The sequence below is a fragment of the Methylobacterium sp. J-026 genome, from assembly GCF_022829585.1.
Classification (GTDB): domain Bacteria; phylum Pseudomonadota; class Alphaproteobacteria; order Rhizobiales; family Beijerinckiaceae; genus Methylobacterium.
The window spans coordinates 40,787-65,195 of the sequence record NZ_JAKSYC010000117.1 but is presented as its reverse complement, the minus strand read 5'-3'; the positions used below and the strand labels follow the sequence as shown (position 1 = coordinate 65,195).

19 protein-coding genes are annotated in these 24,409 nt (G+C 71.5%); 10 read left to right on the top strand and 9 right to left on the bottom strand.

Annotation, left to right across the window (positions count from 1 at the left end):
* Positions 1–15 precede the first annotated feature (15 nt).
* Genes MKK69_RS11575 through MKK69_RS11560 form a run of 4 tightly spaced genes read right to left on the bottom strand, consistent with a single transcriptional unit; the run spans position 16 to position 6,791 of the window.
* On the bottom strand, positions 16–1,158 hold the full coding sequence (locus MKK69_RS11575) for a M20/M25/M40 family metallo-hydrolase (protein WP_243967989.1): 1,143 nt from the start codon (positions 1,156–1,158) through the stop codon (positions 16–18).
* The gene (locus tag MKK69_RS11570) at positions 1,155–2,627 is read right to left on the bottom strand and encodes a M81 family metallopeptidase (protein ID WP_243967988.1); all 1,473 of its coding nucleotides are present in this window, start codon (positions 2,625–2,627) and stop codon (positions 1,155–1,157) included. The genes MKK69_RS11575 and MKK69_RS11570 overlap by 4 nt, the downstream gene beginning before the upstream one ends.
* Before the next feature lie 31 nt (positions 2,628–2,658).
* On the bottom strand, positions 2,659–5,250 hold the full coding sequence (locus MKK69_RS11565; protein ID WP_243967987.1) for a penicillin acylase family protein: 2,592 nt from the start codon (positions 5,248–5,250) through the stop codon (positions 2,659–2,661).
* Positions 5,247–6,791, bottom strand: coding sequence for an acetolactate synthase large subunit (locus MKK69_RS11560; RefSeq protein ID WP_243967986.1), 1,545 nt, complete (start codon positions 6,789–6,791; stop codon positions 5,247–5,249). The genes MKK69_RS11565 and MKK69_RS11560 overlap by 4 nt, the downstream gene beginning before the upstream one ends.
* Positions 6,792–6,998: 207 nt before the next feature.
* On the opposite strand from MKK69_RS11560, the gene MKK69_RS11555 reads away from it, so the two are divergent.
* A complete protein-coding gene (locus MKK69_RS11555; protein ID WP_243967985.1) occupies positions 6,999–8,600 on the top strand; it encodes an ABC transporter substrate-binding protein in 1,602 nt (533 codons plus the stop codon).
* Between the two features lie 5 nt (positions 8,601–8,605).
* Positions 8,606–9,997, top strand: a complete 1,392-nt coding sequence (locus MKK69_RS11550) for an amidase (protein ID WP_243967984.1) — start codon at positions 8,606–8,608, stop codon at positions 9,995–9,997.
* Positions 9,998–10,103: 106 nt separating this feature from the next.
* Here MKK69_RS11550 and MKK69_RS11545 read toward each other — a convergent pair whose 3' ends face one another.
* Positions 10,104–10,808: a sigma-70 family RNA polymerase sigma factor gene (locus MKK69_RS11545; RefSeq protein WP_243967983.1), complete on the bottom strand. Its 705-nt coding sequence runs from the start codon at positions 10,806–10,808 to the stop codon at positions 10,104–10,106.
* 316 nt (positions 10,809–11,124) lie between these two features.
* Between MKK69_RS11545 and nthA the strand changes: the two genes are divergently transcribed.
* From nthA to MKK69_RS11530, 3 genes are read left to right on the top strand one after another with little or no spacing between them, the layout of a single operon-like run.
* The gene (gene nthA / locus MKK69_RS11540) at positions 11,125–11,772 is read left to right on the top strand and encodes a nitrile hydratase subunit alpha (protein ID WP_243967982.1); all 648 of its coding nucleotides are present in this window, start codon (positions 11,125–11,127) and stop codon (positions 11,770–11,772) included.
* Positions 11,769–12,428: a nitrile hydratase subunit beta gene (gene nthB, locus MKK69_RS11535; protein ID WP_243967981.1), complete on the top strand. Its 660-nt coding sequence runs from the start codon at positions 11,769–11,771 to the stop codon at positions 12,426–12,428. The genes nthA and nthB overlap by 4 nt, the downstream gene beginning before the upstream one ends.
* Positions 12,425–12,748 carry a nitrile hydratase accessory protein gene (locus tag MKK69_RS11530; protein ID WP_243967979.1) on the top strand — a complete coding sequence of 108 codons (324 nt, stop codon included), beginning with the start codon at positions 12,425–12,427 and terminating at the stop codon, positions 12,746–12,748. Before nthB ends, MKK69_RS11530 begins: the two co-directional genes overlap by 4 nt.
* Here MKK69_RS11530 and MKK69_RS11525 read toward each other — a convergent pair.
* Positions 12,736–13,611 carry an MBL fold metallo-hydrolase gene (locus MKK69_RS11525; RefSeq protein WP_243967977.1) on the bottom strand — a complete coding sequence of 292 codons (876 nt, stop codon included), beginning with the start codon at positions 13,609–13,611 and terminating at the stop codon, positions 12,736–12,738. The two genes, MKK69_RS11530 and MKK69_RS11525, sit on opposite strands and share 13 nt — an antisense overlap.
* A 57-nt stretch (positions 13,612–13,668) precedes the next feature.
* Entirely contained in the window at positions 13,669–14,679 is a 1,011-nt protein-coding gene (locus MKK69_RS11520; protein ID WP_243967976.1) for an SDR family oxidoreductase, read from the bottom strand.
* Positions 14,680–14,860: 181 nt separating this feature from the next.
* Here MKK69_RS11520 and MKK69_RS11515 point away from each other — a divergent pair, with 181 nt between their 5' ends.
* From MKK69_RS11515 to MKK69_RS11495, 5 genes are all read left to right on the top strand, one after another.
* Positions 14,861–15,112 (top strand): hypothetical protein, encoded by a 252-nt coding sequence (locus tag MKK69_RS11515; RefSeq protein ID WP_243967975.1) that lies wholly within the window; start codon positions 14,861–14,863, stop codon positions 15,110–15,112.
* A 149-nt stretch (positions 15,113–15,261) separates the two neighbouring features.
* A complete protein-coding gene (locus MKK69_RS11510) occupies positions 15,262–18,675 on the top strand; it encodes an acyl-[ACP]--phospholipid O-acyltransferase (protein ID WP_243967974.1) in 3,414 nt (1,137 codons plus the stop codon).
* A gap of 152 nt (positions 18,676–18,827) precedes the next feature.
* Positions 18,828–19,043, top strand: coding sequence for a hypothetical protein (locus MKK69_RS11505; protein WP_243967973.1), 216 nt, complete (start codon positions 18,828–18,830; stop codon positions 19,041–19,043).
* A 90-nt stretch (positions 19,044–19,133) separates the two neighbouring features.
* Positions 19,134–21,320 (top strand): penicillin-binding protein 1C, encoded by a 2,187-nt coding sequence (gene pbpC, locus MKK69_RS11500; RefSeq protein ID WP_243967972.1) that lies wholly within the window; start codon positions 19,134–19,136, stop codon positions 21,318–21,320.
* Between the two features lie 142 nt (positions 21,321–21,462).
* Positions 21,463–22,506 carry a cytochrome-c peroxidase gene (locus tag MKK69_RS11495; RefSeq protein WP_243968053.1) on the top strand — a complete coding sequence of 348 codons (1,044 nt, stop codon included), beginning with the start codon at positions 21,463–21,465 and terminating at the stop codon, positions 22,504–22,506.
* 19 nt (positions 22,507–22,525) lie between these two features.
* Here the strand turns inward: MKK69_RS11495 and MKK69_RS11490 are convergent, their stop codons facing one another.
* Both MKK69_RS11490 and MKK69_RS11485 read right to left on the bottom strand, forming a co-directional pair.
* Positions 22,526–22,969 carry a hypothetical protein gene (locus tag MKK69_RS11490; RefSeq protein ID WP_243967971.1) on the bottom strand — a complete coding sequence of 148 codons (444 nt, stop codon included), beginning with the start codon at positions 22,967–22,969 and terminating at the stop codon, positions 22,526–22,528.
* Positions 22,966–23,799: a hypothetical protein gene (locus MKK69_RS11485; protein WP_243967970.1), complete on the bottom strand. Its 834-nt coding sequence runs from the start codon at positions 23,797–23,799 to the stop codon at positions 22,966–22,968. The genes MKK69_RS11490 and MKK69_RS11485 overlap by 4 nt, the downstream gene beginning before the upstream one ends.
* Positions 23,800–24,409: the final 610 nt, after the last annotated feature.

Sequence of the window (24,409 nt, the reverse complement as noted above, 5' to 3'; positions counted from 1 at the left end):
ACATAGGTGCAGGGCTCAGGCCTGCCCGCCCGCGCCGAGATCGGCCAGCAGAGCCGCGAACAGCCGTGCCCGCTGCGGTAGGGTCTCGATCAGGACGTGCTCCTCCAGGGTGTGGTAGCCCTGGCCGAGGGGCCCGAGACCGTCGAGGGTCGGGATGCCGTTGGCGCCGGTGAAATTTCCGTCCGAGCCGCCGCCGGCGCTGCGGTGGGGCAGGGGCTGGCCCAACGCCTCGCTCAAGGCCCGGGCCCGGGCGTAGAGGGCCAGGCAGCCGGCATCGGGCTCCCAGACCGGGCGGGTCACGCCCCGGGTCACCGTGAAGCGGACCCCGTCCGCCTCCCCCGACAGGGCCAGCATCCGCGCGACGCCGCGGTCGAGATCGGCCTGGCGCTTGGCCATGCTCAGCGCCTGCCCGCGGCAGAGCGTCGGGACGCAGTTCACCCACTGGCCGCCGGAGACGATGCCGGTGGAGACGGTGCAGTCGCCATCCGACAGGGCGTCGATGGCGAGGATCATGCGCGCCATCGCGCGGATCGCCGAGCGCCCCTCATGGGGCGAGGATCCGGCATGGCTCGGGCGGCCTCGGGCCTCCAGGTCGAAGCGCGCGATGGCGTAGCGGCCGGTGACCACGCCGTTCTCCGGCTGGCCGGGCTCGGGGACCAGCACGAAGGCGTGGCGGGCGGCCTCGGCCTCGATCAGATCGCGGGTCGAGGGGCTGCCGACCTCCTCGTCGCCGGTGAACAGCACGGTCACGGGCAGCGGCGTCTCGATTCCCGCCGCCGCGAGCGCGCGGATCGCCGCGAGCGCGATGACGTTGCCACCCTTCATGTCGAGGATGCCCGGCCCGTAGGCGCGATTGCCCTCGATCCGCCACGGCAGGCTCCCGAGGGTGCCCACCGGATGCACCGTGTCGAGATGGCCGAGCACCAGGATGCCGGGCACGTCCCGCCGCGGGTGCGGGAAGCGGGCGCGGACGCAGTCGCTCAGGCCCATCCGGCCGGGAATCGTCTCGACCTGGGCCCCCGCGACGGCGAGGTCGCGGGCGGCGAGGCCCATCATCCGGTTGACCGCGGCCGCGTCGTGGGTCGGGCTCTCGCATTCGACCCAGGGGCGCAGGGTCGCCAGGATGTCCTGGGCCTCGACGTGCAGATCCGGGATCATCGGGCGGCCTCCGCGGCGAAGGGATCGGCGACCCGCGGCCAGTAGGCGCCGGATCGCTTGGTGTAGGGGATCGCGCCGTAATCCGGCGGGACGGCTCCGGGGGCCGCCACGTAGCGCACCGCGCTCGCGATGGGCGCGAAGGCGGCGTAGAAATGCTGCATCGACTTCACCACGACGATCCGCTTGTCGGCGAGGGTCAGCCCGAGCCCCGTGAAGGCGTCCGGCGCGAAGGCCTGCTGGCGCCTGTGGGTCAGCACCACGTGGATCCCGTCCGCCTCGACCCAGGCGGCGGGGCCGAGATGGGCCCGGCCGCCGCTGAGGCCGGTCTGGCTGTGGTCCTCCGAGAGGCCGCGCACGGTGATCCGCAGGTCGACGGGATCGCCCGAGGTCACGCCGCACTTGCCGCCGATCCGCAACATGAAGGTCGCCCCGAGCCCGGCCTCGTGGCAGATGCCGACCGCGCCGGGATCCCAGATCAGGCCGAGCGCCACGTCCTTGACGGCGCGCTCCGCGAGGCGGCCCAGGATCGCGGTGTTGTCCGAGGGCGCGCCCGCGCCGGCATTGTCGGCGAAGTCGGCGAGCACCATCGGGCGCGGGTCGATGGAGGCCAGCGCAGCGTCGATGGCCGCATCGATGCTGTCGCACCGGCTGGCCGCCGCCTCTCGCATCGCCCAGACGGCGGCGGCGAGGTCGTCAGCCAGGGCCTGGGCCTTGGCGGCATCGCCGTCGGCGACGACGAGCATCTTGGCGCCGACATCGGGCACGTCGCCCCACGGGAAGCCGTGCCCGAAAGAGACCGAGAGGATGCCATCCCTCCCTTCCAGCGATTCCATCCGGCGGACGAAGCCCGCGACCGGCTCGCGGCTGGTGCGCCACATGTTGATGATCCGGCAATCGGCATAGGCCATCACGGGCCGGATTTCCTTTGAGACGGTCCGGATCACCAGCGGATAGAGATCGCGGGCGCGGTCGACGATGTCGGTGTGGGGGTATTCCTTGTAGATCACGATGACGTCGGCGTTTCGCCGCATCGTCTCGGTGAGGTGGCAGTGCAGGTCGAGTTCGACGCCGATCGTGGTGTCCGGCCCGACGAGGGCGCGAGCCCGCTCCAGGGTGTCGCCCTCGCAATCGTCGTAGCCCTCGGCCACCATGGCGCCGTGCATGAACAGCAGCACCGCGTCCACCGGCATCGCCGCCTTGAGGTCCGCCAGCAGGGCGTCGCGCAACTCTTCATAGACGTCCCGAAGCGTGATCCCGCCGGGCTGGGCGAAGGTCGAGAGGCTCTCGATCACGCTGTGCCCGTCGGCCTCGGCCATCGTGCGCCAGGCCTTGAGGCCGATATTGCTGAGGCTCGGCGGGTTCCGCGTCCCGTCCCGGCGGGCGTAGTCGGCGCGGAAGGCGGCACGGCCGGTGGGCAGCGGCGCGAAGGTGTTGGTCTCTGTGGCGAGGCCTGCGATGAAGATCTTCAAGGTCCTGTCCCGTTCGGTCCCGGCCGCCGGGTCAGGGGGAGCCCGGCGTCAGGGTGATGATGGTCTCGGTCGCCGCGTCCACGGCCGCGCGGCCGTAGAGCATCGGCACATGGTCCTGACGCCCCCAGATCAGGGCGAGGTCGGCGTAGTGCGGGCTCTCCGGATTCCCCGACTGGCCCGGCACGTTGATGAAGACCGAGCGGTCCCAGTCACCCACATCCACGACCATGCGGAACGAAGCGCCGTGGGTGAGCCGGAACGTGTCGGTCCGGTACTCCGCGTGCATGACCGATGCCGCGGACCCGCCCACGGGCAACGGACCGACATCCCAGGCCGGATCGGGCCTCACGGCGGTGAGGGGATGGGCGAACAGGGCGTGATGCAGGCGGCCCCAGGACCAGCCGGCATCGCGGGCGGTTGTCTCCACGGATTTCCCTCCCCCCTCTGCGGGGGAGGGAGGCCCGCCAAGCGGGTCGGGAGAGGGGCGCGACGGCGCAGAACAGGGCTGCGCCCTACCCGCCGCGTGCGCCTCTTCCGGAAGCCGGGTTCCCCTCTCCCGACCCTCGCTGACGCGAGGGCCACCCTCCCCCGCAGAGGGGGGAGGGTGGGTGGCTACTGCATCCGGCGTGAACCGCCCCATCGGATCCGGCCCCAGCCGGTCCAGGCAGTCCCGGAACGCGGCCCCGAGGGCGTCCGCCAGCAGCGCATCGCGGGTCACGGGGTCGAGGCCGGTTTCCAGCCGCTCGATCAGGCTCTGGGTGTCGCCGGGCGGCAGCAGGCGGCGTGTCCCGGCATCGGGCGCGAGCGTCTCGAGCAGGGCCGGGCGCAGGTGATGCACCCAAAACACCTCCACGAGGGCGGCCGCGGTGGAATCCGGGTGCAGCCCACCGTCGAACGGGGCCAGCAGGGCTCGGGCCGCGGCGACCTCCGGATCGGTTCCCGCCGGCAGCGCCCGGATGAGATCGGCGAGGCGCAGGGCCGGTTCGGAGAAGGCGTCGCCCTGGAGGGCCTGCGAATCCGCGAGGCTGTGGCGCGTCTGGCAGCCGAGCACTGCGCGGATGCGGCGGGCGCGCCAGGGCTCGGCCCATTCGAACCCGACCTTCCGGGCCTCGGCCGGAAAATCCGGCGGCAGGTTCATCTCGTTGGCGGTGGCGAGCCAGCCCGCCTCCGGGTCGATGCTCCGGGGCAGGGTGCCCGGATCGTGGAACCCGGCCCAGTCGTAGCGGCCGTCGCCCGGGACCGGCAGCAGCCCGTCATGGGCCGGGCGGACCGGTGCCCTGCCGGCCATGAACCACGCGATTCGGCCCGTAGCGTCGGCATAAAGCTGGTTCACCGACGGCGCCGCCCAGTGGCGCAGGGCCGTGCCGAAGGCCTCGGGGCTGGTGGCGCCGAGATAGGCGAGGCTGCCGAGATAGGCGGCAGCGCCGGGCTCGGACCAGACGGTCCGCAGGGCGAAGGCCAGGCCCGGTGTTTCGCGGATGACCGGCCCGTGCCGGGTGAAGCTCAGCACCACGGTCTCGTCCGGCCCGCCGCGCACCAGGATCGTGTCCATGCTGCGCGCGATCCGCTCCCAGCCGCCGGCGTACCGGTAGCGGTCCGGATCCGCCGGATCGGTCTCGCAGACAAAAAGATCCTCCTGGTCCATCGGCGCGATGGTGAGGCTGAAGGCGGCCTGCCCATTATGGCCGATGGAGATGCCGGGGAGCGCCGGCTCGCCGGCCCCGATCACGTCGAGCCCCGGGGCGGTGAGATGGACCGCGTAGCGCAGGGAGGGCTGCAGGTAGACCCGGTGCGGGTCGCTCGCCAGGATCGGGCGGCCGGTCTCGGTGCGGGCGGGTCCGACCACCCAATTGTTCGAGCCCTCGGCCGGCTCCTCCGGGACGGCGCGCTTCCCCCGCGTGACGGCGCCGTGGGCGTCGACCTTCGACCAGTCCCAGGCCGCGTCGCGGGAGGCCGCCATCCGCTCGGGTGAGAACCCCACCGTTGCCGTGGCCAGACGAAACGCGTCCAGGAGATCGTCCGGCCAGTCCGCGGCGTCGATCCCGCCCGGCATCACCGGATCGTGCGGCGGGCTGATCCGCTTGCGCAGGTCGTCTGCGGCGAGACCGGCCTCCCGGGATTCCGCGCGGGCCAGCACCTTGGCGCGGGCAATCTCGGAGAGGACGTTGCGCACCAGCCCGTGGCTGCGGATGCGCACCACGTCCTCCGGTTGCCAGCGGGCGGGGCGCGTATCCGTCAGGGCGAATTCCGGCGGCCGCAATTCCGGCCGGGCCTCGGTGAGCGCCACGTAGGCGTTGAGCCCGTCCACGAAGGCCGTGACGATGGCGCGCGTATCCTGTGGCCCGTAGGCGGCCCATTCGGCGGCCATGTCGCCCCGGTAGAGGAACAGCCGGGCGGCGCGATCCTGGGCGAGGTAGCCGGGCCCGAAATCCGCCGCCAGCAGGCCGAGGCCGCGCTTGCGCCAGAGGTCGAGCTGCCAGAGCCGGTCCCGCGCCGCGTTGAAGCCCTGAGCCCGGAAGGCGTCGAGGGCGGTCCCCGCCCGGATATGCGCCAGCCCCCAGCGGTCGACGCGGATCTCGACCGGGCCTTCGAGCCCGGGGAGGGCGTACGTGGCCCCGCTCACAGGGCCACTTCGATCAGGTGCGGGCCGCTTTTGGCCAGCGCGTGCTGGAACGCCTCGATGAAGTCGGGCCGCGTCTCGACGCGTCGCGCCTCGACCCCGAAGCCCTTGGCGAGGCTGACCCAATCCACCGCCGGATCGTCGAGGCTCAGCATGCCCAGCGCCTTCGGGCCGGGATTGTGGGCGCCGACATTGGCGAGTTCCGCCCGCAGGATCGCGTAGGAGCGGTTCGACCAGACCAGCGTCACCACGTCGAGGCGCTCGCGCGCCTGGGTCCAGAGCGCCTGCACGGTGTAGAGGCCGCTGCCGTCGGCCTGGAGATTGATGACCTTGCGGTCCGGGCAGGCGATGGCGGCGCCCGTGGCCATCGGGATGCCGAGCCCGATCGAGCCGCCGCTGAGCTGGAGCCAGGTATGGGGCGCGGCATCCCGGGTGAGGGCGAAGAAGTTGCGGCCCGTGGTGATCGACTCGTCGCAGATCACCGCGCCCTCCGGGATCAGCGCGCCGAGCACCTGCCCGATCGTGTCCTGGTCGAGGTCCCCGGAGGCCGGGAGCTTCGGCCGCGGCGCCACCGGGACGGGCTCCGCGGGCGGAGCCGCGACGGCCTCGGCCAGCCGCTCCAGGGCGTCGATCTGGTCCTCCTCTGGGGTGGCCAGGGTGATCGTCGTGCAGCCCTCGGGGGCGAGCAAGCTCGGCTTGCCGGGATAGGCGAAGAAGCCGACCGGGGGCGTCGCGCCGATCAGGATGATGTGCCGAAACTCCTTCAGGGCCGCGATGCCCTGGTCGATCGGGTAGGGCAGGCGCTCGATCGGCACGGTGCCGGCACCGCGGTCGATCCGGGAGTTCGAGGTCATCGCCATCAGCGTCGCGCCGGTCTTGCGGGCGATCCGGTCGGCGATCACCCGGCCCTCCCCACGCACCGCCCGGTCGCCGAGATGCAGCAGCACCGGCTCGCCGCTCCGGAGCGCCGCGACGGCCGCCGCGACCGCGTCGTCGCCGGCCTTCGCCCGCTCGGGGACCGGCGGCACGGGGGCGGGGCCGGTGCCGGGATCCCAGGCGGTGTTGGCCGGGAGGATCAGGGTCGCGACCTGCCCCGGGGCGGTGCGGGCGGCCGCGATGGCGGCGGCGCCGTCCGGGCCAATCTCGGCGGCGCTCATCCCGGTCCGCACCCAGGACGACATCGGCCGGGCCAGCCCCTCGATGTCCGAGGTCAGCGGCGCGTTGTACTCCCGGTGATAGGTCGCGTGCTCGCCGACGATGTTGACGACCGGGGTGCGCGCCTTCTTGGCGTTGTGGAGGTTGGCGAGGCCGTTGGCGAGGCCAGGCCCAAGGTGGAGCAGGGTCGAGGCCGGCGTGTCGGTCATGCGGGCGTAGCCGTCGGCCGCGCCGGTGGCACCGCCCTCGAACAGGAACAACACGCAGCGCATGCCCTCGACCCGGTCGAGGGCGGCGACGAAATGCATCTCGGAGGTGCCGGGATTGGTGAAGCAGACCTCGACCCCGCCGGCCACGAGGGTCCGGACCAGGCTCTCGGCCCCGTTCATCGCGCTTGGAATCCCATCGGTCACGGGCGGCTCCCTCTCGGTCCGGCCGGCGCGGCCGGCGACACGCATTTTTTATTATCGTGGCGCAGCCGACGCGCCGCGCAAGGGGCGAGGCCTGACACCTCCTCTTCGCCCGACGCGGGGACTATGCCGGGGGCTGGCGCGGGATTTGCGGTTGGCGCGCCGCGACTTCGACGATGGGATCCGATGACATTTCGCCACCTGATTGCAGCCGCCCTGGTCGGTCCCGTAGCCCTGGCCGGCCCGGCCAGCGCCGAGAGCGTGCTGCGCATCGCCATGACCGCCACGGACATCCCGACGACGACGGGCATGCCCAATAACGGCTTCGAGGGCATGCGCTTCCTCGGCTACCCGATCTTCGAGGGGCTGGTGCAGTGGGACCTGACCAGCACGACCAAGCTCGCGGGCATCGTTCCGGCGCTCGCCGAACGCTGGGAGCAGGACCCGACCGACAGGACGATCTGGACCTTCCACCTGCGCCAGGGCGTCAAGTTCCATGACGGCACGCCGTTCAACGCCGACGCGGTGATCTGGAACCTCGACCGCTACTTCAAGAACGACAGCCCGCAATTCGAGGCACAGGGTGCCGGCATCTCCCGGGCCCGGGCGCCGCTGGTCGGCAGCTACAAGAAGATCGACGACGCGACCGTCCAGATCACCACGACGCAGGTCGCGTCCTACTTCCCCTACATGGTGGTCTACCTGCTGTTCACCGCGCCGGCCTCCTTCGAGAAGGCGGGCCGCGACTGGAGCAAGGTGGCCGCACTTCCGGCGGCCGGAACCGGGCCGTTCAAGATCACCCGCGTCGCCCCGCGGGAGGCGGTCGACCTCGCCAAGTACGACGGCTACTGGGATCCGAACCGGATGGCCAAGGTCGACCGGGTCCGGCTGCTGCCGATCCCCGAGGCCAACGCCCGGGTCGCCGCCCTGCGTTCGGGTCAGGTCGACTGGATCGAGGTGCCGGCCCCCGACGCCATCCCGTCCCTCAAGCAGGCGGGCTTCACCATCACGACGGGCTCGTACCCGCATGTGTGGCCCTACATCTACAACATCGGCGCCAAGGACAGCCCGCTCAAGGACGTGCGCGTCCGGCAGGCCCTGAACTACTGCGTCGACCGGGCCGGCATCGTCGAGCTCCTGAACGGCACGGCGGAGCCGGCCGCGGGATGGCTCAACGACAAGGATCCGAATTTCGGCTCGCCGAAGAATCGCTACACGTTCGACGCCGCCAAGGGGAAGGCTCTGCTGGCCGAAGCCGGCTACACCGACAAGAAGCCCCTGAGCCTCAAGGTGATGATCTCGTCCTCCGGCTCGGGCCAGATGCTGCCGATGCCGATGAATGAGTATCTGCAGGAGAACCTGAAGCAGGCTTGCAACGTGGAACTCAGCTTCAACGTGGTCGAGTGGCAGGTACTGCTCAATTCGAGCCGGGCGCTACCGGATGCGCAGAGCCTCCAGGGCTCGATGGCGCTCAACGTCTCCTCGCCCTCCTCCGATGCCAGCGTGATGGCGCGCTACTTCGCGGGTGACCGCTTTCCGCCGAACGGCTTCAACTTCCCCACCTGGAAGGACGATGCGTTCGACGCCGCCCTCAAGGCGCTCGCCGAGACCACCGACGCGAAGGTAATCGACGCGCAGACCACGATCGCCCACGAGCGGCTGGTGGACAATCCGCCCTGGCTGTTCGTCGTCCACGACCTCAACCCCCGCGGGATGTCCAAGAAGATCCACGGCTTCGTCTCGCCGCAATCCTGGTTCGTCGATCTCACCCGCGTCAGCGTCCAGTGAGTCCGATGTCCGATCTCGATCCCGTCCACGCCTCCGCGTCCGAACTCGCCGGGGCGATCCGGTCCCGAGCCCTGTCGCCGGTCGATGCGGTCGACGCTTTGCTGGGCCGGATCACGCAGCTGGAGCCGAAGCTCCAGGCCTTCACGGAGATCTTCTCCGCGGATGCCCGCCTCGCCGCCGAGGGGGCGGACCGGGCGATCCGGTCGGGCCACGCGGTGGGGCCGCTCCACGGCGTGCCGGTGGTGCTGAAGGACCTGATCGACCTGGAGGGTCGGATCACCATGGGCGGGTCGGCCGCCCACCGCGCCCGCCGGGCCGAACGCACCGCCACCGTCGCCCGGCGGCTGATCGCGCAGGGGATGATCGTGCTGGGCAAGACCCACACGGTCGAGTTCGCCTATGGCGGCTGGGGCACCAACCCGCATCTCGGCACGCCCTGGAACCCCTGGGACCTTGAGGCGCCGCGCACGCCGGGCGGATCGAGCAGCGGTACCGGCGTGGCGGTGGCCGCCCGGATGGCGCCCTGGGGCCTCGGCACCGATACCGGCGGCTCCGTGCGCCTGCCATCCGCCTTCTGCGGCCTTACCGGACTGAAGGTGACGGTCGGGCGCGTCTCGACCTGGGGGATCGTGCCGCTCTCGACGACGCTCGACTCGCCCGGTCCGCTCGCCCGCACGGTGGAGGATGCCGCGCTCCTCTACGAGGCGATCTCCGGCCCCGATCCCCTGGACCCGACGACCCGCGGCATCCCGCCGGACTCCCCCTGGCCGACGCTCAACCGCGGGGTGCGCGGCCTGCGCCTCGGCCGCATGCCCGCGATCGAACGGGAGGGCGTGGCCCCCGACATGCTCGCCGCCTACGACGCGGCCCTCGATCTGCTGGCCGGGCAGGGGGCCGAAATCGTGGACGTCACCCTGCCGTTCCGGTTCAGCGACTGCGTGGCGATGAGCGGGATCACCAACGCCGAGGCCTACTTCGTCAACGGCGCCCTGGCGGAGGATCCATCCGCGCCCCTCGGCGACGCCGTGCGGGCCCGGATCTTGGCCGGCGCAACGGTTTCGGCCAAGGACTACCTCGCCACGCTCCACCGCCGCGCCGCGATGAAGCAGCTCTACGCCGCCGCCCTGGACGGGATCGACGCCCTGCTGACGCCCACGACGGAATCCGCCGCCGTCCCGCTGGCCGCTGTCGAAGAGGCGCACCTGCCTTCGCGCTTCACCCGGTTCGGCAACCTGCTGGATCTCTGCGCCCTGGCCCTGCCGAACGGCTTCACCGCCGACGAGCTGCCGCTCTCGCTCCAGATCGTCTGCCGCGGCTACGAGGAGGCGATGGCGCTCCGGATCGGGCAGGCCTTCCAGCGGGCGACCGACTGGCATGTGCGCCGGCCGCCGGTGTGAGACGGGCGGGACCTCCGGCCCCGCGTGTCAGCGGCTGGGCAGACCCCAGGCCCCCCGCAAAGTACAGCCCGAAGAATGTGAGATTCGCGAAGAGCCGGGGCGCCGTTCAGGCCGCGGGTGCCTGTCCGGCCACGACACCGCCGAGGGTGCCGAGCAGCGACGACCGGGCCCGGCTGACCCGGCTCTTCACCGTGCCGACCTGGCAGCCGAGCTTGCTCGCCGCCTCCTCGTAGGTGTGACCCTCGGCGCCGACCAGCAGCAGCGCCTGCCGCTGCGCAGCCGGCAGGCCTTCGAGACGCGCCCAGACCACCTTGAGGGTGCTGGCATCCTCCTGATCGGCGAGGCTGGTCATCTGGCCCGCATGCGTCCCGTCGACATCCTCGATCTCGCGCCGGGTCTTGCGCAGGTCCGAGTAGAACTGGTTGCGCAGGATCGTGAACAGCCACGCGGTGAAGTTCGTCCCGGGGCGGAACCGCTGCTGGTTGGCCCAGGCCTTGACGAAGGTCTCCTGGACGAGATCGTCGGCCCGGTTGACATCCCCCGCCAGGGACAGGGCGAAGGTGCGCAACGCCGGCAGCGCCTTGATGATGTCGCTGCGGAAATCGAAGGCCACGGTCTGGCCGTGCGCCGCCACCGCCGCTTCGAAGCGCGCGACGAGGTCGTCGAGCTGTGTCGGCAGCGGCTCCTGCTCGACCAGCTTGAAATAGTCCCGGATCGGCAGGGCGAGGTGCTGGCCGATGGCCGTGGCGTAGCCCGTCGCTCCCCGGGGGCTCTCGGTCTCGGCCGGCGGCGTCACAGCGTCGTCGATCATGAACGTGTCCTGATCCCTGGTACTGGTATACTGGATTCGCTCTAACCTAGGTACCGGTGGAATTATGAACCGTTACCAAACGCTACGGTCAGTATCGGTGGATACGACCAGCACGCCGGCGGGCACGGACATTGGTATTCACCGCCGTTCCGACGGATCGCATCAGGAAAATAATCAGGCGGATCAAAGGATTGTCGCGGCGCCCCGCCGGCGTTTGCGCTTCGATCCCTGCCCCGATGGTGAGCACCGAAACCGCGTTCCGGGGGTGGCAGCGGGACGTCCGAGGGTGCACACTGCACCCTGCGAGGAGGGCGGGATGAGCCATCGACACGCGGATCACGATCACGTGCACCACGGCAGCGACCTCACGCCGATCGAGGCGCGGGTCCGGGCGCTCGAATCCCTGCTGACCGAGAAGGGCTACATCGATCCGGCGGCCCTCGACGCGCTGGTCGAACTCTACGAGACCAAGGTCGGCCCGCATCTGGGCACCCGGGTGGTGGCCAGGGCCTGGGGCGATGCTGCGTTCCGGGCGCGGCTGCTGGCCGACGCAACGCCGGCGATCGCCGAACTCGGCATCGGCGGAAGGGGCGGCGAGCACATGGTGGTGGTCGAGAACACCCCCGGGACCCACAACCTCGTCGTGTGCACCCTCTGCTCCTGCTACCCCTGGCCGGTGCTCGGCCTGCCGCCGGTCTGGTACAAGGCGCCGCCCTATCGGGCCCGGGCGGTGATCGACCCCCGGGGTGTGCTGGCCGAGTTCGGGGTGACGCTGCCGGAGACCACCCGGATCACCGTCTGGGATTCCACCGCCGAGACCCGCTACATGGTCCTGCCGATGCGGCCCGCGGGGACCGAGGGGTTCTCCGAGGCGGCGCTCGCCGCCCTGGTCACCCGCGATTCCATGATCGGCACGGGGCTGCCCGAAGGGATCCCAACCGAACCAGCGGGCAGACCGGCATGAACGGCGCCCAGGATCTCGGCGGCACGCAGGGCTTCGGGCCGGTGGTGCCGGAGCCGGACGAGCCGGTGTTCCACGCCGACTGGGAGCGGCGCGTCTTCGCCATGGCGCTGGCCATGGGCTTCACCGGCGCCTGGACCCTCGACGGCAGCCGGGCCACCCGGGAATCGCTGCCGCCGGCGGAGTACCTGTCGTCGAGCTACTACGCGATCTGGCTGAAGGCCCTGGAGAAGCAGGTCGCCGCCGCCGGCCTGGCCACGCCGGCCGAGATGGCCTCCGGAACGGCCGCGGCGCCCGCCGGGGCCGTCGCCCGGGTCCTGGGCCGCGACGGCCTGGAGGCGCGCTTCCGGGCCGGCTTCCCCAGCAGCCGCGCTGCGGACGCCCCCGCGCGGTTCGCGGTCGGCGCGACCGTCATCGCCCGCAACATGCACCCGACCGGCCATACCCGCCTGCCGCGCTACGTCCGTGGCCGGCGGGGCCGGATCGTCCGCGTCGACGGCGTCTTCGTCTATCCCGACACCAGCGCCCACGGGCTGGGGGAGAACCCGACCTGGCTCTACACGGTCGCCTTCGCCGCGCACGACCTGTGGGGCGAGAGCGGCGACCCGGGCGGCCTGGTCACCGTGGCGGCCTTCGAACCCTATCTGGAGCCCGCGTGAGCGATCCGGCGCCGAGTACCTTCGCGGCCCCCTGGGAGGCGCAGGTCTTTGCCCTGGTGGTCTCCCTGCGGGAGGCCGGGCTGTTCACCTGGTCGGAATGGGCGGACCGCCTGGGCCGGGCGATCCGTCCCGCGGACGCCCCCGAGCAGGCGGCCGATTACGGCGCCTGGCTGGCAACCCTGGAGGCGATCCTGGCTGAGCGCGGCGTGGCGGGCCCCGAGGGCGTCGCGGCGCGGACCGCGGCGTTCCAGCGTGCCGCCGCGGCGACACCCCACGGCCAGCCGATCCGCCTCGAGAACGACCCGCTCTACCGGCCCTGAGACCGGAGCCCGTCGAGGGGCACCGGCGCGGCGTGGGACCGGCCGCTCATGAGCTGGTCGAGCAGCGCCAAGACCTCGGGCCGGCCGCAATTGCGCGCGGGCTCGAAGGGCGTCCAGGTCTGGACGAAGTCGAGCCGCTCGAACACGTCGCGGTAGCGACGCAGCTCGCTCGGGGTCAGCGGCACGCCGCGCACGAAGGCCTTGTGGGCCGAGATCGTGACCGCCCGGCGGAAATCCGCCGGGTCGAGTTCGAACTTCAGCGCGTCGCCGCAGAAGCAGATTTTCCGCGACCTGTCGTACAGGATCGCATGGCCGTCGAAATGGCCGGCGGTACGGTGCAGCTCCAGGCCCGGCAGGGGCTCCAGGAAATCGTCGTAGGGCCAGCTCACCTGCAGGGCTGCGCTCCAGGTGAAGTCGGCCGCCGGCAGGCACAATTCCGGGTCGAACCGGTCCTGGAGCTGCGTCAGCGCCCCGTAGGCATGCGGGTGCGAGGCCGAGAGCACCGCCATACCGCCGAGCCGGGCGATCTGGTCGAGGGCGGCCTCGCTGAAGACCGGGCAGGCCTCGAAGCCCATATTCCCGTGCTCGGTCTGGATCAGGTAGCCGGAGGGGCCGATGCCGGAGACCGGCTCGTTCCAGAAGCGCCACACGCCGGGCTCCAGCTCCTGCCAGTGACAGGGGAACGCGTCCTGCGCCTCCCGGGCGGTCCGGAACCGCCAGCCGTCCTGCGGCACCACGTGACGGGCGTCGAGGCACATCGGGCAGGCCGCCGGCGTCTCGAAATGGCGCTGCCAGAACCCGCAATTGTCGCAGGTATAGGCGGGGAGCTTCAGGGCCCCCGCGAAGGGCAGATAGCCGGGCATCGACGCGAACCTTTCTCGGGGCGGCTCATCTAGCAGTCAGCGCGCGCGAATGCAGCCTCACGACCGGTCCGGCAGACGGCGTGCCGAGCGGGCGGCGTGGACGGTGCCGGCGAGCCCGATCAGCGCGAGCCCGGCGAGGCCCCCGACCACGAGGTCGCGGGTGCGGCTCGTGCAGAACTCGGTCCGGCTCCCCTTGGTCCGCCCCGAGAACCGGCCGTCGATCCCGACAGCGCCCGGGACGGCCTCGTAGAGGTTGCCCTCCATGTCGGAAATGGTCTCGTCGGAGAGCTGCGCCGACCACATGGAGGCCGCCTTGCGGTCGGCGAAGGCCGGCGCCAGGGCCTGGGCGGCGGCCATCATCATCGAAGAGCGCCCGACCCAGACCTCCCGGCGCGGGTGCTCAACCGCGTACAGGATCGCCTCGGCGCAGAGCCGCGGATCGAAGATCGGGTCCGGGGCGTATTGCCGGTGCCCGGTGTGGTTGCGCGCCCAATTGAACTGGGGCGTGTTCACGGCCGGCAGGTAGACCACGCTGAGGCTGACATCGACCTTGCCGTGGATCAGCTCGCAGCGCAGGGCGTCGGTGAAACCCGACACCGCGAACTTCGCCGCGCAATAGGGGGCCTGCAGCGGCGCCGCCCGGATCGCGAGGCCGGACGAGACCTGGATGATCGCGCCGCGGTTGCGCCGCTTCATGAAGCGCAGGGCGGCGAGCGTTCCGTAGACCTGGCTGAGATAGGTGGTCTCGGTCACCCGGCGGTACTCGTCCGGGGTGATCTCGTCGGCCGGGCTGACCACGGTCGACATGGCGTTGTTCACCCAGGCGCGGATCGGGCCGAGTTCGGTCTCCACCCGCCGGGCGGCGGCGTCGACCGCGTCCGGATCGGCGACGTCGGCGCCGATCGCCAGAACCGGTCGGCCGTAAGCGGCGAGGGCCCGTTCCGCCGCGGCAAGACGGCCCGGATCGCGGGCGATCACCGCCACCGACCATCCCCGGGCGGCGAAGCGATGCGCCGTCGCGAGCCCGATCCCGGCCGTGCCGCCGGTAACGACCGCAACCCGTGCCATACTGACCTCATCACCACCGAACGATCGAACCGGCAACACGGGGCAGCGCGCTCGGTTGCGCCGCGGTACCGGGCCGCAACGTCACGGGGGCATCGATTTCCGATCCGGGGACGCAACGTCCGAGTCCGGCCGCTGTTGACTGCGTGTATTGCGTCATGCCGAACCACCGAGGGTCGAAGCCATGCGCACCGGACGACGCTTCTCCCTTCCGATCGATCCCTGGCCGCAGGCCTCCCTGGCCGAGCGGACCGCCGTCGGAATGGTCCTGACCTTCCTGCTGCTCCCGCCGGCCTGCGTGGCGGGCGCCGCGCTCGTCGTCGGCACGGCGCTCGCGGCGCATATCCACTGGTCCTACGACCTCGGCGCCTCCCTGCGCGCCTTCGTCGGCCGGCACACCGGGGCCGTCCTCGGGCGACACGGCCGCAAGACCTGACGGACGGTCCCACCGCGTATCGCATCGGGCCGGGTGCCGGCCCACACGGCGCGAGGGCGCGCAGGCCGGGTTCGCTGTGCGTTCCCCTCGGTCCGATTTGACCTGACCGTCCCTGGTGGGCCAGTCAGGTTCGGAACCGAGAGACCGCCATGTTCCGTACCCTGATGACTGCGCGGCGCTTCGCGCCGCTGTTCTGGTGCCAGTTCTTCTCGGCGTTCAACGACAATTTTCTGAAGAACGCGCTCGCCTTCCTGATCCTGTTCGGGATCGGCGGCGAGGCGGACGCCCATGCGGGCGTCCTGGTGACGCTGGCGAGCGCCGTGTTCATCGGGCCGTTCTTCATCCTGTCGGGCCTCGGCGGCCAATGGGCCGACCGCTACGACAAGGCGCTGATGGCGCGGCGGCTCAAGTTCGCCGAGATCTTCGCGGCCGGCACCGCCGTGCTCGGCTTCCTGCTGCATTCCGTGCCGATCCTGTTCGTGGCGCTCGGCCTGTTCGGGACGATCGCGGCCCTGTTCGGCCCGATCAAGTACGGGATCCTGCCCGATCACCTGCGCCGCGAGGAGCTGCCGGCCGGCAACGCCCTGGTGGAGGCCGCGACCTTCCTGGCGATCCTGCTCGGGACGATCGCCGCCGGGGCGGCCTCGGCTCTGGGCGGATCCGGCCTGCTGTTCGGCGCCCTGGTGATGGGCTTCGCCGTCCTGTGCTGGCTCTCGGCCCGGATGATCCCGGCGACCGGGGAGGGGGCGCCGGACCTGCATGTCGACCGCAACATCGCCCGCTCGACCGCCTCGCTGCTGAGGGACCTCTGGGCCGACACGCGCCTGTGGCGCGGCTCGCTCACGGTGAGCTGGTTCTGGCTCGTGGGCGTGGTGGTGCTGTCGCTGCTGCCCGTGCTGGTGCGCGGCGCCTTCAACGGCACCGAGACGGTGATCACGCTGCTGCTCGCCCTGTTCTCGATCGGCATCGCCCTGGGCTCGGGGCTCGCCTCGTGGCTCGCCAGCGGCCGGATCGTGCTGCTGCCGACCCCGGTCGGCGCGGTGCTGATGGGCCTGTTCGGCCTCGACCTCGCCTGGACGATCGGGCACCTGCCCCCGCCCCCCGCGGATGCCATCGGACCGATCGACTTCCTGCGGACCGGCGAAGGCCTGCGCACCGGCCTCGGCTTCCTCGGCCTCGCGGTGTCGGGCGGCCTCTACATCGTCCCGTCCTTCGCGGCCGTGCAGGCCTGGGCGGAGAAGGCGATGCGCGCGCGCATCATCGGCGCGGTCAACGTCGTAACGGCGGCCTTCATGGTGGCCGGGACCCTGGCGCTGGCGGCCTTGCAGGCTGCGGGCCTCTCGATCGCCAGCCTGCTCGCGGTGGTGGGCGTGCTGAACCTCGTCGTCGGCGCGATCGTGTTCGCGACGCTGCCGACGAGCCCGTTCCGCGACGCCCTGTCGATCCTGTTCCGGGCCTTCTACCGGCTAGAGGTCCGCGGGCTCGACAACGTCGCGGCGGCCGGTCCGAACTGCATCCTGGCGCTCAACCACGTCTCGTTCCTCGACGCGCCGCTGGCCCTGTCGCTCCTCGATCAGGAGCCGGTCTTCGCGGTCGACAGCGGGATCGCGCAGCGCTGGTGGGTGCGGCCGTTCCTGCACGTCACCAAGGCGATGCCCCTCGACCCGACCCGGCCGCTGGCCACGCGGACGCTGATCAACGCCGTCAAGAGGGGCGAGACCCTGATCATCTTCCCCGAGGGCCGGCTCACCGTCACCGGCAGCCTGATGAAGGTCTATGACGGCGCCGGGCTGATCGCCGACAAGGCGGGGGCGATGGTGGTGCCCGTGAAGATCGACGGGCTGGAGCGCACCGCCTTCTCGCGCCTGTCGCGCCGGCAGGTCAGCCGCCGCTGGTGGCCCAAAGTGACCGTCACGGTGATGCCCCCGGTGCGCCTGACGGTGGACCCGGCGCTCAAGGGCAAGGCCCGGCGCCAGGCGGCCGGCGCGGCACTCTACGGGATCATGTCGGAACTGCTGTTCCGCACCGCCGACATCGACCGCGGCCTGATGGCGGCGCTGATCGAGGCGGGCGAGCGCCACGGCTGGCGCCGCAACGCCGTGGAGGATCCGGTCACCGGCCGCCTGACCTACGGCCGGCTGGTCCTCGGCGCGAACGTGCTCGGCCGCAAGCTCATGCCGCTCGCGCCCGAGGGCGGCCGGATCGGCGTGATGCTGCCGAACGCCAACGGCGCGGCGGTGACGCTGTTCGCGCTGGCCTCCGCGGGCCGGGTTCCGGCGATGATCAACTTTTCGGCCGGGCCGGCCAACGTGCTCTCCGCCTGCCGGGCGGCGCAGGTCGACAGGATCCTGACCTCCCGGGCCTTCATCGAGAAGGGAAGGCTCGGCAGCCTCGTCGAGGCGATCAAGGGCCAGGTCGCGCTGGTCTACCTGGAGGACGTGCGGGCGACCATCACCACGCCGGACAAGATCCGCGCCCTGCTGGCCGGCCGGAAACCCCTGGTGCCGCGCGCGGGCGAGGATCCGGCCGCGGTGCTGTTCACCTCGGGCAGCGAGGGCACGCCGAAGGGCGTGGTGCTCGCCAACCGCTGCATGCTGGCCAACGTCGCGCAGGTGGCGGCCCGGATCGATTTCGGCCCGATGGACAAGGTGTTCAACGTCCTGCCGGTGTTCCACGCCTTCGGCCTCACGGCCGGGCTGGTCCTGCCCCTGGTCTCGGGGGTGCCGGTCTATCTCTACCCGTCGCCGCTGCATTACCGGATCGTGCCGGAACTGATCTACGGCTCGAACAGCACCGTGCTGTTCGGGACCGACACGTTCCTGACCGGCTACGCCCGGGCGGCCCACGCCTACGACCTGCGCTCGCTCCGCTACGTCGTGGCCGGCGCCGAGGCGGTGAAGGAGACGACCCGGAGGACCTGGGCGGAGAAATTCGGCCTGCGCATCCTGGAGGGCTACGGCGTCACCGAATGCGGGCCGGTGGTGGCGCTCAACACGCCGATGTTCAACCGCTTCGGCACGGTCGGCCGGATCCTGCCCGGCATCGAGACCCGCTTGGAGCCGGTGCCCGGGATCGACGAGGGCGGCCGCCTCTCCCTGCGCGGGCCCAACATCATGCTCGGCTACCTGCGGGCGGACAAACCCGGCGTGCTGGAGCCCCCGCCGGGGGGCTGGCACGACACCGGCGACATCGTGGCGATCGACGCGGCGGGCTTCGTCACGATCAAGGGCCGGGCCAAGCGATTCGCCAAGGTCGCCGGCGAGATGATCTCGCTCGCCGCCATCGAGGCGCTCGCCGCCGAGCGCTGGCCGGACCGGGCGAGCGCCGTCGCGGCGGTGCCGGACCCGCGCAAGGGCGAGCGCCTGATCCTGTTCACCGAGGAGAAGGGCGCCACCCGGGCCGACTTCCAGAGCTTCGCCAAGGGCCGCGGCGCCTCGGACGTGGCGATCCCGGCCGAGGTGGTGGTGCTGGACGCGATCCCGCTGCTCGGCAGCGGCAAGGTCGACCACGTGGCCGTCGCCAAACTCGCCCTGGAGCGGGCGAAGGAAACCGCCGCCGCCTGAGAGCGGCCTCGCCCGGCCCGCATCATCCAAACAGGGGATGCGGGGCCCCCGGCGTTCCGCTCGTATCACGTATGCAGTTCCGACTCGCTCCACCGACGCAATCGCGTCGTCGGAGCGGATATCGTCGGCGGTCGCATCGAGAGGGGCAGATCATGGCGAAGGACAGGCGCATTCCGGCTTGGCTGGCCAGGCGGACCTATTTCAAGCGCATCGAGCGCTGGTCGAAGCCCGGAAAGCCCCGCCCGGCCCTCCCGACGCACGAGACCGAGGTGCTCGCGCTTCCATCCAACGTGGTGCCCTTCCCGGTTCGGCTGGATCGGCCGGATCGTCCCGACCTCCCGGATCGGCGCAGCGTCAGCATGGCGTAGACCTCCACCGTCTCCGGACCGGGCTTGTCCGCGGCGCGGGAATTGGGAATCCTGCGCGCTGGCCCAGCGGGTCCGGAACCTGGAGGACACGTGCCGCAGGACAGGCCCGATCCCGGCGGAGGCGCGCCGTGGCCCCGGCGCTCGGGGGCGCGCCTCGGCCTCGCCGCGGTGGTCGGGCTCAGCCTCCTCGCGACCGGCATCGGCGTGGTCTGGACCTATGCCATCGGGCTGCCGCCCCTGGACCTCACGGCCGCGGCGGCGCGCTCGACCGTGGTGCTCGACCGATCCGGCACGCTGCTGCGCCCCTTCGCGACCGCGGACGGGCGCTGGCGGCTGCCGGTCACCGCGGACGCGGTCGATCCGCGCTTCCGGGACATGCTGCTCGCCTACGAGGACCGGCGCTTCGCCAGCCATCACGGCATCGATCCGGTAGCCGTTCTGCGCGCCGCGTATCAGTGGCTGACGCGCGGGCGCATCGTGTCCGGCGGCTCGACCCTGTCGATGCAGGTGGCGCGCCTGGTCGAGCCGCGGCGCGCCCGCTCTCTCGACGCGAAGTTCCGCCAGATGATCCGGGCGGTCGCGCTGGAGCGGCAGCTCGAGAAGCCCCGCCTGTTCGAGCTGTACCTCGCGCTGGCCCCCTATGGCGGATCCATCGAGGGCGTGCGGGCCGCGAGCCTCGCCTATTTCGGGCGGGAACCGATGCGCCTGACCGCGGCGCAGGCCGCCCTCCTGGTCGCCCTGCCGCAATCCCCCGAGACCCGCCGGCCGGACCGGTTCCCCGGGCGTGCCCGCGCCGCCCGCGACCGCGTCTTGGACATCGCCAGCGCCCGGGGCGTGCTCACCGCATCGGAGGCCGAGGCCGCCAAGGCCGAGCCCGTGCCGACGGTGCGAAAACCCTTCCCGATGCTCGCTGCGCATGCCGCCGAGGAGGCCGCGGCGGCCGATCCCGCCGCCCCGGTGATCCGCCTCGCCATCGACGGGCGCCTGCAGGAGCGGCTGGAGGCGCTCGCCGCCGAGCGTGCGTCCGCGGCCGGCCCGGACCTCTCGGCCGCGATCCTCGTCCTCGACAATCGCTCCGGGCACGTCCTCGCCCAGGTCGGCAGCGCCGGCTACCTGGACGCGTCGCGGCGCGGCGCCATCGACATGACCCTGGCGGTCCGCTCCCCCGGCTCCGCCCTCAAGCCGTTCGTCTACGCCATGGCCTTCGCGGACGGGCTGGCACATCCCGAGACGCTGCTGGAGGATCGCCCCCGGCGGTTCTCGGCGAGCTATGCCCCGGAGAATTTCGACCTGACCTTCCAGGGCACGGTCACGGCCCGGCGGGCCCTGCAGCTGTCGCTCAACGTGCCGGCCGTCGAGCTGATGGAAGCGGTCGGTCCCGCGCGGTTCATCGCGCGGCTGCGCGCGGCTGGTGCCGGGATCCAGCTCCCGCGCGAGGCGGCGCCGGGCCTTCCGGTGGCGCTGGGCGGGCTCGGCATCACGCTCACGGACCTCGCGCGCCTCTATGCGGGGCTCGCCCGGGGCGGCACGCTGCCGGACCTCCAACGCCGGCTCGCGCCGGACGTGACGGCTCCGAGCCCGTGTCCCGAGGCGCCCGCCTGTGCCGGGCCGACCGCCCGGGCGGCGGAGGGCCCCGGGCACCGGATCGCCGAGCCCGTGGCCGCCTGGTACGTCGCCGATATCCTGCGCGGGACGCCGCCGCCGGAGAACGCCCTTCCGGACTGCATCGCCTACAAGACCGGCACTTCCTACGGCTACCGCGACGCCTGGGCGGCCGGGTTCGACCGCCGCGTGACGGTGGTGGTCTGGGTGGGGCGGCCGGACGGCGCCGCCGTTCCGGGCCTCGTCGGCCGGACCGTGGCGGGGCCGATCCTGTTCGACGCCTTCGCGCGCCTCGGGATCGAGCCCGAGCCGGTTCCGCGCCCGCAGGACGCGGTGGCGGCCGGGCCCGGCGGCCTGCCGCCGCCGCTCCGGCGCCTTGGTCCGGAGACGGCCGACGCCCAGGGTCCGGCCCTGCGCATCGCCTATCCCCCCGACGGTGCCCGGATCGACGTCGGGCTGGGGACGGATTCGCAGGGCGACGCTGCGGGGCGGCCGGGGCTCGCCCTGAAGGCGCTCGGCGGCGTGCCGCCGCTGACCTGGCTGGTCGACGGTCAGCCGGTCCTGCAGACGCTGCGGCGCCGCGCCGAGTGGTTTCCAGGAGGGGCCGGCTTTGCGCGGATCTCGGTCCTGGATTCGACCGGCGCGAGCGACAGCGTTGCGATCCGCGTCGAATAGCCGGACCTCATCGACATCGTCACGGAAGCTTGGCCGTTCCAAAGTTTTTCATGCAAAAACAAATGCCCGGGCCGATTTATTCATGCGGAGATTCATACGTCATCAACGAAGGGCGGTTTAATCATGCCCCGAGAGGTCGATGATGGCGTGGAAGGTCGGCGCCGCGGTCGCGGTGGTTCTCGGGTTCGTCGGCGTCGGGGCCGGCAGCGGCAGCGGTCCCGATCCGCGTCGCTCCGGCTGGCGCGACGGCTATCGGCCGCCCGCCGAAATCCCGTTCCCGGCCGAGAATCCGTATACGGCCGCCCGGGCCGAGCTCGGCCGACGCTTGTTCTTCGACCCGATCCTGTCCGGCGACCGGACCCGATCCTGCGCGACCTGCCACGTCCCGGACCTCGCCTGGGCCGATGGGCGCGCCCGGGCGGCGACGCGTCAGCAGGGCGATATGGACCTGCGCACGCCGACGCTCGTCAACGTCGCCTGGCAGGATGGGCCCCTCGGCTGGGACGGCAAGTTCCCCACGCTCGAATCGGTCTCCGCGATGCCGATCACGGCGCCGGGCAACATGAACCTGCCGATGGCCGAGGCCCTGACGCGGCTCTCCGGCGATCCGGACTACGTGGCGGCCTTCGCCGGCGCCTTCGCGGATCCGGCAATCACCCGCGAACGGCTGGAGGCGGTGCTCGCCACCTTCGAGCGCCTGATCGTGACCGCCCCGACACCCTTCGACCGGTGGATCGCCGGCCAGGAGGACGCGATCGGCGATCCGGCCAAGCGCGGGTTCGACCTGTTCAACGGCCGGGCCGGCTGCGCCAGCTGTCATTCCGGCTGGTCGTTCACCGACAACTCGTTCCACGACATCGGGGTCGGATCGGGAGCCGATATCGGGCGCGGACGCTTCAAGCCGACATCGGTCGCCCTGCAATACGCGTTCAAGACGCCGACCCTGCGGGAGATCGGGCAGCGCGGCCCCTACATGCACGACGGCTCGGTACCGAACCTGGAGGCCGTGATCGATCTCTACGACCGGGGCGGGATCGAACGCCCGAGCCGCGCCCGAGCGATCAAACCGCTCCATCTTACCGGCGCGGAGCGGGCCGATCTCCTGGCGTTCCTGGCGACGCTGTCGGCCCGCACGGAGCGCGACCTCATGACCGCGTCCTTCGCGGCCCACCCGCCGGCGCCCTGACATCGCGGCGAACCGGGTCTCAGCGGCCGATCTCGGATCCGCGCTGGCCGCGGCCCGGGCTCCGCTGCTCGCAGGCCTCCAGCGCGGCGGCGAGGCGCGTCTCGTTGGCGGCGGCGCCGTTGGACAGGGTCACGACCGTCCCCAGGGTCCAGGCGCCGGCGAATAGGCCGAGGGCCACCACACCCAGCAGCACGTAGGCCATCAGCCTGTTGCGGCGCAGATCGCCCTTGAGCTGCTGGATCAGGTCCCGGTTGTCTTCGGCGAGCGTGTTCCGCGCGACCACCAACTCGTTGTACATGTTGGTGATGGCGTTGGTCGACATGTACACCAGGAGCAAGTGGACAACGAAGTCGTCGTCCGTCGTGGTGTTCAGGGCGGCCGCGATCCGCACGGCGAGCTGACGCTCCCAGGGCTGGAGATCGCGGCCGTGGACCGACCGGTAGAACCGCTCGAGGTTGGTCACGGCCGGAGCGCATCCCGCCAGGCCGTATGGAAGTTGCGCCGAAGGCGGCGGCCCTCCACGCGCAGGCGCATGGGCGCCGTGTTCGCCAGGAACTGCCAGGTCATGTGCTGCACCCGCAGCGCCTCGATCAGGCGCTCTCCGATCCGCTCGATCTCGATGACGCGGAAGTTCGGCTGCTTGCGCAGAGCCTTCACGAGGTCCGACGATTCGAGATAGTCGAAGTTGGTCGCCTGCGCGGTGTTCTTCGCCAGGATCGCCCGGTCGCACTCGATCAGCATCGGACGGAGTTCCTTGAGAACCTCCAGGGCGGTCGGATCGACGGCGCCGGCCGCCACGACGACGCTGAGGCGGATATTCGCCTCCCGGCAGCTCTCGACGATGATCTCGGCGCAGCGCCGGGTCGTCTCGGTGTCGCCGGCCGGGAAATCGACCACCACGAAGCGCTCCGCGGTCTCGATCACGTGCTCGATCATGTCCTGGCACAGGGTCGGGTCGACGCGGCCGATGCTGTCCTCCGCGCGCAGGCGCTGCTTGACGCAGGAGATGCTGGTCCGCCGTGGCAGGAAATTGTCGCTGCCGGGGCTGGTCTCCTGCATCAGTGCGGTGTGGAAGTGCCGGTTGGCCGGGTCGGTGTCGATCGCCAGGACCGGGCCGACCTCGGCGCAGAGATCGGCGACCTGAAGCGCGATGGTGGTCTTGCCGAGCCCGCCCTTGCCGCCCAGGCAGAGGACCAGGACTTTCGCCGCCGAGCCCAGAAGGTCGCGCTGGATCTCCTGGATCTCGTCCGGGCTGTACCAGGCCGGAACCTTGATCTGCGTATCGTCGCTCATGGATAACTCCTTGCTGATGGGGCAGGGCGGCCTCCGCGCGCCGGGGCGCCGGGGACCGGTCCTGCGGGGATGTCAGGATTGAAGCGATGCGCCCGGGCCCGCGGGCCGCCTGCGCGGGGTCGAGCGGGTCATGCGGGCCTCCCGGGCCGCGCCCGAGGCGGCCATCGCAGCTCTCGATGATTCGCCCCGCGGGCCGGCGGGGGAGGGACGAGCCGCCCTATGCCGGTCACCGGGAGGTCGCCGACGGGAGCCGGGCGGGGGATCCGGCCGGGCAATGGCGCTGCAATGGGCTGTCGCGCGGCCTTCACGGGCCACGCGATGCGCCGGGCGTCGAAATGGCGTCCCTCCGCGCGGCGTGCACAGGATCGCTCCGCCCCTGTCGACAGCGGCCCGGCCGGAGGTTTTAACCCGCGCAAGTTTATCTGGCCCAAGTTCATCTCGCCAACGTTTAAGTCCGGCCAAGATCCCGTATAAGGCCGCATACCCTGCGAGCTCCGTGATCCCGTCTCAGAAGGCTTTTTCCCGCTACAGCCTAAACATTAACGAATCAATCTCAGCCTTTATTTGCTGCTTATTACTAAAACTTAGCCGACATAAGCGTCTGAAAACA

Coding starts and splice junctions, on each gene's coding strand:
- MKK69_RS11520 (WP_243967976.1), bottom strand. CDS start 14,679: ATGGCACGGGTTGCGGTCGTTACCGGCGGCACGGCCGGGATCGGGCTC.
- MKK69_RS11505 (WP_243967973.1), top strand. CDS start 18,828: ATGGCGAAGGACAGGCGCATTCCGGCTTGGCTGGCCAGGCGGACCTAT.
- MKK69_RS11560 (WP_243967986.1), bottom strand. CDS start 6,791: ATGAACGGGGCCGAGAGCCTGGTCCGGACCCTCGTGGCCGGCGGGGTC.
- MKK69_RS11525 (WP_243967977.1), bottom strand. CDS start 13,611: ATGCCCGGCTATCTGCCCTTCGCGGGGGCCCTGAAGCTCCCCGCCTAT.
- MKK69_RS11510 (WP_243967974.1), top strand. CDS start 15,262: ATGTTCCGTACCCTGATGACTGCGCGGCGCTTCGCGCCGCTGTTCTGG.
- MKK69_RS11495 (WP_243968053.1), top strand. CDS start 21,463: ATGGCGTGGAAGGTCGGCGCCGCGGTCGCGGTGGTTCTCGGGTTCGTC.
- MKK69_RS11485 (WP_243967970.1), bottom strand. CDS start 23,799: ATGAGCGACGATACGCAGATCAAGGTTCCGGCCTGGTACAGCCCGGAC.
- MKK69_RS11550 (WP_243967984.1), top strand. CDS start 8,606: ATGTCCGATCTCGATCCCGTCCACGCCTCCGCGTCCGAACTCGCCGGG.
- MKK69_RS11575 (WP_243967989.1), bottom strand. CDS start 1,158: ATGATCCCGGATCTGCACGTCGAGGCCCAGGACATCCTGGCGACCCTG.
- nthB (WP_243967981.1), top strand. CDS start 11,769: ATGAACGGCGCCCAGGATCTCGGCGGCACGCAGGGCTTCGGGCCGGTG.
- MKK69_RS11545 (WP_243967983.1), bottom strand. CDS start 10,808: ATGATCGACGACGCTGTGACGCCGCCGGCCGAGACCGAGAGCCCCCGG.
- MKK69_RS11515 (WP_243967975.1), top strand. CDS start 14,861: ATGCGCACCGGACGACGCTTCTCCCTTCCGATCGATCCCTGGCCGCAG.
- MKK69_RS11555 (WP_243967985.1), top strand. CDS start 6,999: ATGACATTTCGCCACCTGATTGCAGCCGCCCTGGTCGGTCCCGTAGCC.
- nthA (WP_243967982.1), top strand. CDS start 11,125: ATGAGCCATCGACACGCGGATCACGATCACGTGCACCACGGCAGCGAC.